Origin of the sequence: Pedobacter sp. MC2016-05, assembly GCF_026239735.1 — a bacterium.
GTDB lineage: Bacteria > Bacteroidota > Bacteroidia > Sphingobacteriales > Sphingobacteriaceae > Pedobacter.
This window is the reverse complement of the sequence record NZ_JAPIVT010000019.1, coordinates 18634-32761: the sequence shown is the minus strand read 5'-3', so window position 1 is coordinate 32761 and position 14128 is coordinate 18634. Positions and strand designations below refer to the sequence as shown.

General features: G+C 37.9%; 10 protein-coding genes. 2 read left to right on the top strand and 8 right to left on the bottom strand.

Going from position 1 to position 14128, the window contains the following annotated elements:
* Positions 1-232 precede the first annotated feature (232 nt).
* The 7 genes from OQZ33_RS19550 to OQZ33_RS19520 form a co-directional block, all read right to left on the bottom strand.
* Positions 233-424 (bottom strand): hypothetical protein, encoded by a 192-nt coding sequence (locus OQZ33_RS19550; protein WP_265801019.1) that lies wholly within the window; start codon positions 422-424, stop codon positions 233-235.
* A complete protein-coding gene (locus OQZ33_RS19545) occupies positions 421-1608 on the bottom strand; it encodes a GAF domain-containing sensor histidine kinase (protein ID WP_265801017.1) in 1188 nt (395 codons plus the stop codon). Before OQZ33_RS19545 ends, OQZ33_RS19550 begins: the two co-directional genes overlap by 4 nt.
* 157 nt (positions 1609-1765) lie before the next feature.
* Positions 1766-3190: a glycoside hydrolase family 125 protein gene (locus OQZ33_RS19540; RefSeq protein WP_265801016.1), complete on the bottom strand. Its 1425-nt coding sequence runs from the start codon at positions 3188-3190 to the stop codon at positions 1766-1768.
* 12 nt (positions 3191-3202) lie between these two features.
* A complete protein-coding gene (locus OQZ33_RS19535) occupies positions 3203-4279 on the bottom strand; it encodes a glycoside hydrolase family 76 protein (protein WP_265801015.1) in 1077 nt (358 codons plus the stop codon).
* Between the two features lie 417 nt (positions 4280-4696).
* The gene (locus OQZ33_RS19530; protein WP_265801014.1) at positions 4697-6481 is read right to left on the bottom strand and encodes a phage tail sheath family protein; all 1785 of its coding nucleotides are present in this window, start codon (positions 6479-6481) and stop codon (positions 4697-4699) included.
* A gap of 124 nt (positions 6482-6605) precedes the next feature.
* The gene (locus OQZ33_RS19525) at positions 6606-7145 is read right to left on the bottom strand and encodes a DUF4255 domain-containing protein (protein ID WP_265801013.1); all 540 of its coding nucleotides are present in this window, start codon (positions 7143-7145) and stop codon (positions 6606-6608) included.
* A 344-nt stretch (positions 7146-7489) separates the two neighbouring features.
* Positions 7490-9775 (bottom strand): GH92 family glycosyl hydrolase, encoded by a 2286-nt coding sequence (locus tag OQZ33_RS19520; RefSeq protein ID WP_265801012.1) that lies wholly within the window; start codon positions 9773-9775, stop codon positions 7490-7492.
* A gap of 448 nt (positions 9776-10223) precedes the next feature.
* On the opposite strand from OQZ33_RS19520, the gene mnmA reads away from it, so the two are divergent.
* Both mnmA and OQZ33_RS19510 read left to right on the top strand, forming a co-directional pair.
* The gene (gene mnmA / locus OQZ33_RS19515; RefSeq protein WP_056850069.1) at positions 10224-11315 is read left to right on the top strand and encodes a tRNA 2-thiouridine(34) synthase MnmA; all 1092 of its coding nucleotides are present in this window, start codon (positions 10224-10226) and stop codon (positions 11313-11315) included.
* A gap of 157 nt (positions 11316-11472) precedes the next feature.
* Entirely contained in the window at positions 11473-13290 is a 1818-nt protein-coding gene (locus tag OQZ33_RS19510) for a glycoside hydrolase family 15 protein (protein WP_265801011.1), read from the top strand.
* A gap of 1 nt (position 13291) precedes the next feature.
* On the opposite strand, the gene OQZ33_RS19505 is transcribed toward OQZ33_RS19510, so the two are convergent.
* Positions 13292-14065, bottom strand: a complete 774-nt coding sequence (locus tag OQZ33_RS19505; protein ID WP_265801010.1) for an SDR family NAD(P)-dependent oxidoreductase — start codon at positions 14063-14065, stop codon at positions 13292-13294.
* Positions 14066-14128: the final 63 nt, after the last annotated feature.

Below are 14128 nucleotides of genomic sequence, written 5' to 3'. Positions count from 1 at the left end.
GATGCTTTTGTGCTGGAACTTCATCAAAAAATCAAATATGATGAAGTTTAAAAATACTATCACCATTTTTTATTAGAATTACAATCCTTGAAGAGGAAGCTTTTTGAAAACAGTAGGCAAAACAAGCTGAGCGAATAAAATTATCGGCATAATTAACTGATGGACTTGCAGTTCGCTATTGTTACCTATCAAATTGTAACAAATGTTTTTAGTTTTCGCCTACGGGATTTAATTAGCAAACTTGTTTTAGCTTTCTTACTACAATTTGCTTTTGACTATCCAATCCGAATAAAAACTGTAAAAACTCGTCAGTTTCCTGAATTTCTATTTTCGTAATTTTACCAGAAGCATTCGCATTTTCAATGTATTGCCCTAATTTGAGTTCTAACAGTGTTGATGTAGGAAGATCATCATTTACAATCATTTTAGAGTCGGTAGAATAAGCGTAAAACAAGTATTATCTTCGTTAGAGGTAACCTCAAGTGATCCACCGTGTGCTTTCGCAATTTCAGAAGAAATGTACAAACCTAAACCAAGTCCTTTTTGGTTTGGCTCTACTTCTCCCCTCGAAAAGGGTTGAAATAACCTTTGCATTGCAGCTTCAGGTATTTTTTTACCAGGATTAGCTACGCAAAGTGTGAACTGATTTTCATTGGTTACCGCCGAGATATCGATAGTAGAATCTGCTGAACTATAAGCCAGGGCATTGCCTAACAAATTAGAAAACAGTTGCGCAATCCGCTTTCCATCGGCATGAATGGGATGTGCAATATCAAAGTTCAGTTTCATTTTCTTATCAGGAGATATGGCGTGAATCTCTTCGATAACCTGGTACAAAATCTTTTCTAAATCTTCATCAGGAGTTAGAGAAATATTAATCCCGCCTCCTAGTCTGCCGCTTGCAAAATCGAGCATGTTTTCGATCAAACCATTCATCCGGAATGAAGAATCTTTAATAATGTTAACCAACTTTTGCGTTCGGTCTTCGTGATTGATACGGGCCAACAATTGCGCACTATTAGAAATTGCATTTAATGGATTGCGTAGATCGTGACCTAAAATGGCAATAAACTGTTCTCTAACTTCAGCGGTTTCCTTCTCAATTTTTAGAAGCTCTTCTGATGCCGCCAATTGATCCATCGTATCTAAATGAAAGGCAATCAAATCAGCAAACATCTTGAACATCCCTATTATAGTAGGGTTGTTAAGTTTTGCTGGTCTAGGATCGATGGCGCAAAGTGTACCGAAGAAATCACCATCTTTTCTTACGATTGGAACAGAGATATAACTTTGAAAGCCGTACATTTTTGGCGTATGATGGTTAGCAAACTGCTCATCTTCGGAAACATGATCGATAATCACCGGATCATGATGTTGCCTGATTTCATTACAAATTGTGGTTTTTAAATCTAATTCCCCGCCAGGAACCAAACCAAAATTTATTTTGTCATTAACGTCACAAACCACCCATTTGTCTGAGGTTACTCTCGCAACTGCAGAAAAACCCATGCCTGTAGCATTGCAAACTATTTCTAATATGTTTGCTACTGCAGGAATTTTGCCAATTGATTCTATATCAGCAAGAATGTTATTGTTATTTGTTTGCAAGTGTTAATGGGGATAATGTTGCACAATTTACAAAAATAAATTCGGGAAGAAAAGCCGCTTACTTTTATAACATTCGTTTTACACAAGATACCCGATCAGCTCTGAAAACCCAAATAAAATTTGGCTGCCGAATTAAAACAATCAGGCAGCCAAATATTTATGCTTTTAATAAGTTCGGTCGTTCATGGTAAGTTCTCCATAATAACTCGCCGAATAGCGTGTTTGACCAAGCAAACCAGGCACGGGTAAAGTTTGCCGGATTATCTTTGTTAAACGATTCATGCATAAAACCTTTTCCTGCATGAGTTTTACGAAGCGTATCGATACAATATTTAATTTCTTTATCGTCTTTTGAGGTTAAAGCCCTCATGGTGATACTCATTGGCCAAATCATATCTTGACCAGCGTGAGGACCGCCAATACCTTCCGCAGCGGTGCCTTTAAAAAAGTATGGATTATCTTTTGAGAGTGCAAATTTTCGGGTGTTCTTGTAGATAGGATCATCAACACTCATGGCGCCTAAATAGGGTAAACTAAGTAAGCTTGGCACGTTAGAATCATCCATTAAATAGGCACTCCCGAAACCATCAACCTCGAAGGCATAAATTTTGCCATATTTTGGATGATTGATAATGGCGTGTTTTTGGAGCGCAGCACTCACTTCACTTGAAAGATTTAACAGACTGCTTTCTAATGTTTTATCAGGTTGTAATGCCTTGATCATTTCTGCAGCTTGTTTTAAACTTGATACCGCAAAAAAGTTGGATGGAACCAAAAACGGGAAAATAGTTGCATCATCACTCGGACGGAAAGCCGAACAAATTAAGCCAACAGGATTTACCGGAAAACCATAACCTGCCATTGGCAATGAATCTGTCGGTTGAGTGGTTTCACGTTGAAAGTGATATGGTCCTTTATCCGCTTTGCGTTGCTGCTCTTTGAAAGTTTTCAAGGTGGCTTCAATGCCTTTTTTCCAATCGGCATCGAATGGAGTTTTATCACCAGTTTTTTTCCAATAATGATAAGCTAAACGAATCGGATAACATAAAGAATCGATCTCCCATTTACGCTCATGCACACCAGCCTGCATGGCAGTTTTATCAGTTTTCCACTCACCTACCTTATTTGGATCGCCATAAAAAGCATTGGCATATGGATCTTTTAACACACATTGAGTTTGGTGGATAATTACCCCAGCTATAAGTTTTTTTAGTGGCTCATCTTCATTAATAAATTGAAGATAGGGCCAAACTTGCGCAGAGCTATCGCGAAGCCACATCGCATCGATATCACCAGTGATTACATAAGTATCGGGTCTGCCTTTTTTTTCCTCGTAATAAACAGTAGTGTCCAAAGTATTTGGAAAACAATTCTCGAAGAGCCAGGCTAACTCTGGATTTTTAACATTCGATTGGAATGTTTTGATAGCAGAATCTACTGCTTTGCTTTGAAAATGTCTCTTCCCAGCCGCAACCCTTACTACTGGAAACTCGGGTACAAGATCTGCCGCCAGAGAAAATTTTGATGCCAAAACCCCAGCGCCTAATAAACTGGTGTTTTGTATAAATGTTCGTCTTTTCATTATGGATGTTTATTATAATTTGGTTAATTTAAGTTGCGCCAACCGGGCATAATATTCCAGCATTGCCGCTTGCATAATTAGCGATTTGTTTTTTTGTTTTCCTAAGAGATCGTTGTCATCTCGTTCTTCCGCCCAAATTCGCTCGCCTTCATTAATTAGAAATGATAGTCTACGAGGATCTTTTTCAACCTCGAACAAATCGAGATAACCACGCATTAAAACAACATTGAACCAATAATGATCGCCAAGTTTACTATTGCTGTAAAAATATTTTTGGGCATTACCGGCAATAAACTTCGCCTCATTTAAATACTTTTTATCTTTTGTAATTTGATAAAGGATTACATTGGCTTGCAACATTGTACCAGTGTTGTATGTGTATGTTGCCGAGTCTATTTTTGAATTTTTTATGCTGATGGCATCATAAAATATGCCTTCTGGAGATCGAAGCATTTTATTCGTCCAATTATAAACAAGCATTGCGGTATCCAGGTACTTCTTTTGTTTAGTGGCTCTGTATAATTGTAGTGAAACCAGAACATTCGGTCCGTTTGAACAGGTATTTTTAGATGTTTTTTCATCCTCTTTCCAGTATAATCCTCCACCAATTTTTTCATCGTAGCCGGTTAATAGCCATTGGTAAATCTCTTTGGCTTTTGTTAAATAAATCGAATCTTTTGTCCGATTGTATGCGTCCAGATATGCGATTGCAATCCATTGGTTGTCATCGTAAAAGCGTGAACTTTTGTTGATATACGATTGATAGGATGGCGAGGGAGATGCTGTGGTATAATATTGGTCTATCGCAGAAATTACAGGCTTCATGGCTTGCTTTCGTCCAATGGCCTCACTTTCATTTGCCGCCTGGATTAAAGCACATAAAGGCCACAAGTAGGAATACGGTTTATCGTGATTCCCAATGTTTTCCAAATACAAGCCTTTATCTCTTACTAAAAAATATCTGTTGATATTATTTTCGATAATATCTACCCTCTTCAAATACTTTTCTGTTTTATGTTGCGAATAACTTGAGGCAACATAAAAAAGTGCAGTGAATGTTAAAAAGAATAGTCTAAAGATGTATCTCATTAATGGCGGTTTTTATGCGGGCTATTTTTTCAGTGTTAAGTAATTTTCACTTAATAATTAATTCCATCGTTTAATAATAAGCTATAAAAATATTCGGTTAGCACTAAAAACAAATATTAGTATAATTTCATTAACATCAAAATAAAAAAGCCAGTTAAGCTATTCCTAAATCGATTTTCTTGATGAGGATAAATTTGACTTTGTATGAAATTATTTTTTGCTTTGATGGGATAATTCTATTAAGCCGAGTGAAATTTGGATTGGTACAAAAAAAAATGGACAGAATTCGAGAATTTGTAAAGTTAGCCCTAAACACATGCTGAAAATTACGGCTTGATCTAATTTGAGAAAGGTTATGTCAGGTGTTTCACTGATTCTCCATGTTCATCACAGCGTTTTGTATTCGGGTTCATTGTTTTAGGATTTTACTAATAAAAGAGAGAATTTCAATATAATAAACTCGGCCGGCCGAACCGCAGCCAAACCGATTTCAATAATTAATCTTCCTTCTAAAATATCTAGGGATGTCATGGTTACGCCCAAACCTACATTTACAAAATAGGCATGTTCTGGTTTCGCCCCTGCAAGTGCACCCTGGCGCCATAATTGATTTAAAAAGTTCTCGCACATGGCTTTTACCCGAATCCAGGTATTGGCATCATTTGGTTCGAATACAACAAACTCGGTTGCTTTTTTGATAGATTCCTCCACCATGATAAATAATCTCCGAATAGGAACGTATCGCCATTCATTGTCATTTCCCGCCAACGTTCTGGCGCCCCAAACCAAAGTGCCTTTACTATCAAATTTTCTAATGGCATTTATACTTTTTCCTCCGGTCGGATCGACATTGAGGTAATCTTGTTCCTCATTACTAATTGTAACTAGTGGTTTATCAACTGTTATGATGCTCTCATTTGCCGGAGCTTTCCAAACGCCTCTATTGTTATCTACCCTAGCCATTACTCCAGCTACCATTCCTGATGGATAGAGTGGAACGGTATATGCATTTAATGCAGCCTTAATTTCGTGAAATAAGGTAAAATCAATGCTATCAAAACCGCCAGTTAAAGCTGGGCCACTCAAAGTAACAGCGGGTGTTTTTCTTTTAGGGTCATAAACCATAGTGATGTTATTGCCTTCATTTCCGGCGGTAACCGCAGTTAAGGTAGCAATAGTGCCATCTACAGTTGCAACTACCAGAGCAGAAAGATCGGGGTTAGCAGCAATAGCTGCCCTAAGTGATTCGGCAGATACCTCCCCGCTTCCTAAAGGGATACCATCACTTCCTCCAAACTTGAAACTGATCCCTGCTATGGAAATAGAATGATTTTCAAGATCATTAGATTCGAAAGTTATAGTTCCAGAGGCCTTCAATGCAGTAACGGGATTAGATGTATCAATTATTTTGGTAATTGACTGTTTAGTATCGCCAACCTTCTTGTAAATACCATTGTTTGTCCCTATACCCCTATTATCAGCTGCAATCTTAATAAAATCATCAGCGGTATGATTATAGATAGCTTTTGTTTGAATTTTCGGATAATAAGCTGCTCCATACTTTAAATGAGCAGCGCTAACAAAATCACTGCGAAATGTATCGGCATCGCGAATAGGCGTAGCCGAGCCAGATTGTGGTACATCCAGTATGGAAAATCGATCTTTCAACTTTGCGCACTGGGCAAGCATGGCATCGTTCAGTTCTAGTATTTCCGATGCCGATGATAGCGCTGTAATTTCTGGAATAGCGAGTAAAGTAATCGCATCCTCTTTTTCACACGCGTCTAATCCATTTTTTAAATCGCTTTTAACTATGACTGGTGTTTCGGCAAAATCACCTACAGAAACAACGAAACATGGACCGCCACCATTATCATAAAACATTTTTACATGATAATAAAGTAGATAGCCCGAAACTGTAGTTGTTGGATTTACTGCAATCTTCGGCATAGTAGAACCCTTATCCGGATTTTCTATAGTAACTTCCAAAAGCTCAGGATACGCTAGCCCAAAATATTGCTCAAATTCTAAAAGCGAAGTAATGCGTTGAGGTACGTTTACATCGAAAGCAATTCCGTTTTTTTCCCGCTTAGCGGTATAACCAATAAAACCCGGTATAGCAGTTTCTAACTGGGCAATGGAGGGTGGAAAAATTGAAATCTCCTCAACATAAACTCCCGGATTTTTGTATTTTAAAGCCATTTTTTAAGTGATTGATTTTTCAAGCTTATGTTGCATTTCTTTTAAAAGTGTTGATTTCCAGGTATTCAAATTTGTTAATGGAAATAAATGCAACTCTTCCATGCGTAACCTGCTGTACGTGCTCTCAAACGCTTGACATACGGAGTTTGTACATCACCGACGGAAGATAACTGTGTCCGATAGCGCTCCATAAATGGTTTATTTGTTCGAAATTAAGATTCACAAGCGCTATACTTAATTGTTCAGTGTTAGAATCGATGATAGATGATTGAGGCGAATTGGACGGTGTAAAAACATTTTTATTCTGGAAAAAAGAAATTACCTGCGATAACCTTTCCAAACCTTCCAGATAATCCGTTCGGGGCGTTATAGTTGCTTCGTAATGAAAGTTTGCGGAGATTAGGATGTATAAGCTAAGACCCATACCAGGATTTCTGGATTCACTCTCACCCGGCATGTTTCTTACAGTTACAAACTGATTTTTGGCAATAAGATCTTCTTCAATGTTAATTAAGGTTAAGCCCAGGCTTTGATGAGGAATAGCTAATTTACCATCGTAAACGAGATTCGAAACAACAATATAATCTTCGTTTGTTGTTCCGATAAGATGGTTGAAATAGCCATTAATTTCTTTCGAAATGAAATCTAGAGCAGTGTTGATCATAGGCAAATTTCATGTAAGATTATACTTGTAATTAAATGATTACCATAAACTTACCTGTGAAAATAGTGAAATTTATCTACAATTATTTGAAAATTATCAATCAAAATCTTTGTTTACCTAGAGAATTCCATCAATTAAAAATGGGTAGCTTCATTGGGCGTTTCATTTTTTTTGATCGAATGTTATTGGTTATCTTAAAATTAGAAGAGTTTCTCTAAATCTGTTAGTGATAGATTATCGCAAAATATTTTTACGCAGCCAATTGATCGTTCGGGCGCTTGCCCCACAAAAAAACCGCTGGCCTTAGCCAGCGGTTTAAACATCAATAAAGATGATTTTGAATCTTATTTCTTAGGTTTAGCGCTCATATAAAAAGTGAGCTTTCCACCATTGGTAATGTCAGTATGCTTTATTTGATGGTTTGTAATTTCCTTATCATTCAACATTACTTTTTGAACGTATACATTTTTATCGCTTTGCTTAATTGCTTCAACAGTAAAGGTTTTTCCGTTTTCTAAATTAATCACAGCATTATTAACCAGCGGGCTTCCTAACGAATAAACATCTGAACCTGGTGCAACCGGATAAAAGCCCATAGCTGAGAACATATACCAGGCGCTCATTTGGCCGCAATCGTCATTTCCACCTAAGCCATCAGCAGTAGGTTTATATTGCATATTTAGAATGTGGCGAATTTGTGCCTGCCCTTTGTAAACCTCATCCGTCCAGTTGTACAGGTAAGCCACGTGATGTGCGGGCTCATTTCCATGAACGTAACCGCCAATAATGCCTTCACGTGTAATATCTTCAGTATGAGCGAAAAACTCATCAGGCAAATGCATGCTAAATAAAGAATCTAAACGAGCTGCAAATTTCTTTTTTCCGCCCATCACTTCCACTAAAGAAGTGGGATCATGTGGCACAAAGAAACTGTAATTCCAGCTGTTTCCTTCAATAAAACCTTGCCCTTCTGTGTCTTTCGGGTCAAATGCATTTTTAAAAGTTCCATCAGCTAAACGTGGACGCATAAAACCCGAGGCAGCATCGTAGTTATTTCTCCAGTTATTAGAGCGTTTAATAAATTCGTTATAAACGTCCATTCGGTTTAATTTTTTTGCCAATTGTGCAATCGCCCAATCATCATAAGCATATTCTAAAGTATTTGAAACTGATACGCCACTTTTTTCTGCAGGAATATAACCCTTATCCATATAGTAACCAATCCCTTCATAATCGCGGTGTTTAGCCGTTGTTACACAAGCATCTAAAGCTTTGTTTGCATCGCCGTTGTAGGTACCTTTAATTATGGCATCCGCCAAAACAGAAACACTATGGTAGCCACTCATACACCAGTTATCGTTTGCATAATGCGACCAAATCGGCAGCATTTTTAAACTGCTCTGATCATAATGGGCTATCATCGATTTTACCATGTCATTACTTCTACTTGGTTGCATAATGTTAAAGAAGGGATGCAAAGCCCGGTAGGTATCCCATAGCGAAAAAGTAGTATAATTGGTAAAACCTTCTGCTTTATGAATGCCCTGATCCAAACCTTTATATTCTCCATTTACATCAGTGTAAGTTGTTGGATTAATAAATGAGTGATATAGTGCAGTATAAAAATTAATCTTATTATCGTTCGAAGTACTAACTTGAATTTTGTTCAATTCTTTATTCCAGGTAGTTTGTGCCTGCGTTTTAACTTTATCAAAATCCCAGCCTGAGATTTCAGCACGCATATTTTGCAAGGCATTTTCCTGACTTACCGGAGATAGCGCAAACTTAATTTTTACCTTCTCTCCCTCCTGCGTATCAAAATCAAAATACATTTTTAGCTTTTTACCAGCAATTTCAGGGAAGTTTTGATCCTGGTTAAACTTACCCCAGAAACCGCGATATGCCTGTTTAGCATCGTAACTCTTACGGCCATAGCTTTTAAAAGGTTTAGAAAAACTCATAGCAAAATAAACGGTACGTGTTCTTGCCCAACCATTGGTTTGGCGATAGCCTGTAACTAAAGTATCGTTAACTACGCGAACATAAGTCCATACGGTTTTATCCTCATAATTGTAAATCCCAGCCATCAAATCGAGAATGATGTGCGATTGATCTGATTTCGGAAAGGTGTACTGATGCATCCCGACTCTATTTGTCGCTGTTAATTCAGCAGTGATATTGTCGTCATCCAACTTTACTTTATAATAACCCGCTTCAGCTTTTTCGTTTGCATGAGAATATGCAGAGCGATATCCACCTTTTGGATTGTCGGCCGTACCCGGATTTAACTGGAGCTTTCCTTGGGTAGGCATAATTAAAAAATCACCTAGATCTGAGTGACCTGTACCGCTAAAATGTGTATGACTGAAGCCTGTTATCGTTTTATCTTCATATTTATAACCTGCACAATATTTATAAACGTCGCCATTATATTTACCATTTACCTCGTAAGATAGCGTATCTGTTTCCGGACTTAACTGTACCGCACCAAACGGAACTGTAGCTCCAGGATACGTATGTCCCATTTTTGAGGTACCAATAATAGGTTTAACATATTGAACTAAATTCTGCTGTGCCGAGGCCATAAATGACGACAATAACAAACAAGGCAGGATAACTTTTTTAATCATATTTGTTTAAAATTGAAACTTTATATTTTGAAGATTCTAAGGTATTAATTAAAAAACTAATCTGCATAAAATCTTAAACTAAATCGTTTAATCAATAGAAAAAATACAATTGACATGGAAGCCTATTTTCGATTTGGAAAGCATGTTTCTGTGCTTTTAGTTTATTTCAGTCCTGCTCTTTGCTTATCCCGATGAAAAATCGGGAACCGCTGACGATCAGGTTTAGACACAAAGTGGCCTGCTAAACATCAGGTTTGCTAGCGAGCGTCCAAAACCCTTGTTTAGGGAAAGTAGAATGAGAAATAGCGAATCATAAGGAAATAGGCATTCAGAAAGGCTTTTTGAGTCAAGATTTGAAAGGACGTACGATCTGCTTTTTACAAGTAACTGACTTGCTTTAAAAAAATTGAGGTAAATAAACCTTATTTTTGCATCCAATTATTTTGAAATGAGTAAACACGGTAGAATTCTGGTAGCCATGAGTGGCGGGGTTGATAGTTCGGTTGCGGCAGTAATGTTGCATGAGCAAGGCTATGAAGTAATTGGATTAACCATGAAAACCTGGGATTATGCCAGTGCAGGTGGAAGTAGCAAAGAAACCGGTTGTTGCTCGTTAGATAGTATTAACGATGCCCGTACACTTGCGGTAAACTATGGTTTTCCACACTACATTTTAGATATCCGCGATGAATTTGGCGACTATGTAATCGATAACTTCGTTGATGAATACTTAGCTGGAAGAACTCCAAATCCATGCGTTTTGTGCAATACGCATATTAAATGGGAAGCTTTGTTAAAACGTGCCAATAAACTGGATTGCGAATTTATTGCCACTGGTCATTATGCAAACATCCGCCAGCAAGATAGCGGGCGATATGTTATTTCAAAAGGAAAAGACGAAAATAAAGATCAGTCATACGTGCTTTGGGGTGTTTCGCAAGAAAATCTTTCGCGAACTAAATTCCCCTTAGGAAGTTTTGCGAAGTCCGAAATCAGACAAATGGCATTGGATATGGGTCAGGAAGAGTTGGCTAAAAAATCAGAAAGCTACGAGATTTGCTTCGTACCTGATAATGATTACAGGGCTTTCTTGAAACATAAAGTTGAAGATTTGGAAGACAGAGTTGCCGGCGGAAATTTTATTCTAAGCAATGGAATGGTTGTTGGCCAGCATAAAGGTTATCCGTTCTATACCATAGGGCAACGTAAAGGTTTAGGTGTAGCATTTGGCGAACCTATGTTTGTTACTCAGATATTGCCAGAAAGTAATACCGTTGTGTTAGGAAAAGCTGAAGAATTGGAACGTAGAGAAGCAATGGTGCGTAACATTAACCTGATTAAATATGCAAGCATTGAAGAACCAATGAACGATGTAATTACCAAAATCCGTTATAAAGATGCTGGCATGTTAAGTACCATTGTACAAGAAAAAGACAGAATGCGTGTAGTTTTTGATCATAATGTATCGGCAATTGCACCAGGACAATCTGCAGTTTTTTATGAAGGAAACGATTTACTGGGTGGCGGTTTCTTAGTGTAAACACCTCCAAAAGATATAATGATCCCGACTAATGAAAATTTAGTCGGGATTTTTTTTTGCCCAAACATTCTTGCAGGTGCTAGCCAAATGCTGAGGTAAGCAAACAAAAAAACGTTTAAACTTATTTATTAAAGGAATTGACCCATTATTAGCAGATATGAATCACACAAAACGACCTTTTCAGCCAATTGAAAATTACGGCATCATCGGCAACCTCAAAACCGTTGCTTTAGTATCCTTACAAGGGTCGATTGATTTTATGTGTGCACCAAATTTTGATTCTCCTACCGTATTTGCCACCATGCTCGATTCGAGAAAAGGTGGTTTTTTCGCCGTTGAACCCGATTTAGAAAATTTCACCAGCAAACAACTCTATTTGCCTGGCACTGCAATTTTACTGACCCGCTATTTTTCTGATGCAGGAATAGCGGAGCTAACCGACTTCATGCCTATTGAAAAAGGGAATGTTGCGCTTAATAGTGCTATTGTAAGACAAATAAAAACTGTACGTGGAAGTATCAATTTTAAGGTGAGTTGCGTTCCTCGCTTTGGTTATTCGGAAAGCGACTACGAAACCGAATGTTTGGAAACAGAAATTAAGTTTACCTGCAAGAAAGAAAATCTGCAAATCAATATGATTTCGGATAAAGCACTAAGGGTGAACAAGAAAAACGGTTATAGTGAATTTACCTTAAAGGAGGGCGAAGTGGCCACAATCGTTATCGAATTTTTAGAAAATGATGAAAAAGGGCAAGACTTTGAGTTTTATAAAGAGCAATCCTATCACCAAACGAAAGACTTTTGGATTAACTGGATTAACAAAACCAGTTACACCGGAAGATACAGTGAACTGATACGGCGATCGGCTATCACACTAAAGCTCCTTACTTCTGTAAAACATGGTTCTGTTGTAGCCGCTCCTACTTTTGGCCTTCCAGAGGCCATTGGAGGCAACCGAAATTGGGATTATCGTTATACCTGGATTCGCGATGCGGCCTTTACCATGTATGCCTTTTTAAAATTAGGATTTAATGATGAGGCAACCGCATTCATCGACTGGATTTTTAGCCTCTGCCAACAAATTGATTTGCAGTTGGTTTATCAGATCGATGGAGAAACAAGCATCGAAGAAAAAGAGCTGAAACATTTTGAAGGCTATCGTTCTTCTAAGCCCGTCAGGATCGGTAATGCTGCAGCAAAACAATTGCAAATTGATATTTACGGAGAGTTGATTGACACGATTTACATCTATAATAAATCGTATAAACCAATTACGTATGAGTTTTGGACCCTTATTGAAAAACAAATTGCCCAGGTGATCAAAAACTGGAAAAAGGCTGATCATGGAATATGGGAGATCAGAAGTGAGAAAAAAGAGTTTCTCCATACGCGTTTAATGTGTTGGGTTGCACTCGATAGGGCAATTAAAATAGCTGAACATCGCTCTTTTCCCTATCCTGAAAATGAATGGCATCAAATCAGGAGTGACATCTACAACGATATTTATCACAACTTTTGGAGTGAAAAACTGGGTGCGTGGGTACAATATAAGGGTGCGACACATGTAGATGCAAGCGTTCTGCTGATGCCTTTGACTCATTTTATTTCTCCTATAGAACCGCGTTGGCTTTCAACTATGAAGGTTATTGATGAAGAATTATTGGTTGATGTTCTGGTTTATCGCTACAATAACGGCTTAAGAAATATCGATGGCCTTGAAGGGGAAGAAGGCGCCTTCAATATGTGTTCTTTTTGGTTCATTGAAGCTTTGGCTAAAAGTGGAGAATTGGAGCGGGCAGTAGAAAACTTCGAAAAGATGATTGGTTATGCCAATCACCTGCATTTGTTCAGTGAGGAATTAGGAAAAAAAGGCGAACACCTAGGCAATTTTCCTCAAGCCTTTACCCATTTGGCTTTAATTAGTGCAGCAGTAGAATTAAATAAACAAATAGAAAGAAGAACCAGCAAGCTTTAGCTTACTGTTCTTCATAGTGATAAGTTAAACCACCATCAACAAAATAAGTAGAGCCTGTTACATAACCTGCTTCATCAGAAGCCAAAAAGGCCACCACTGCAGCAACATCTTCCACTTTACCCATGCGCCGCATCGGAATATTCTCTAACAAACTCTCCAGCTGTGCTTTATTATTTAACAAATCTTGATTAATTGGGGTGGTTACTGCACCTGGTGCAACATTGTTAATTCGAATATTTAGAGGTGCAAGTTCAGTCGCTAAATTCCTGCATAACATTTTTAATGCTCCCTTACTGGCACAGTACGCGGCAAAGTGCGGAAATACGATCTCTTCGTGAACAGAACTCATATTAATAATGGTACCCGCCCGCTTTTCTCTTTTACAATATTTAACAAAAGCCTGAATGCCAAAAAAAACACCTTTGAGATTCGTATCCATTACAATGTCGTAATCTTCTTCTGTTACCTCCCAGAAATCTGCTTTTTTTTCTAAGCCTGCATTATTGATTAAAATGTCCAGCGATCCAAAAACTTTTGTTGCATCATCAATCAGCTTTAAAACTTCGGTAGTTTTGCTCACATCAGCAGCTAAGAATTTGGCTTTTCTGCCCATTGCTTCGATTTCGGCGATCAATTTTTCTCCGCGTTCGTCAAATTTACGTCCATTTAAAATAATGTCAGCACCTTCTTTGGCCAATCTCAATGCACAAGCCTCTCCTATTCCCTGGCTGCTTCCTGTAATCAGCGCTATTTTATTTTCGTAACGATTCATCATCAAATTTTAAATACTAAAGGTCTGTTTAGCCTATAATGTTTTAAAAGATTTAAAAAATGCCTA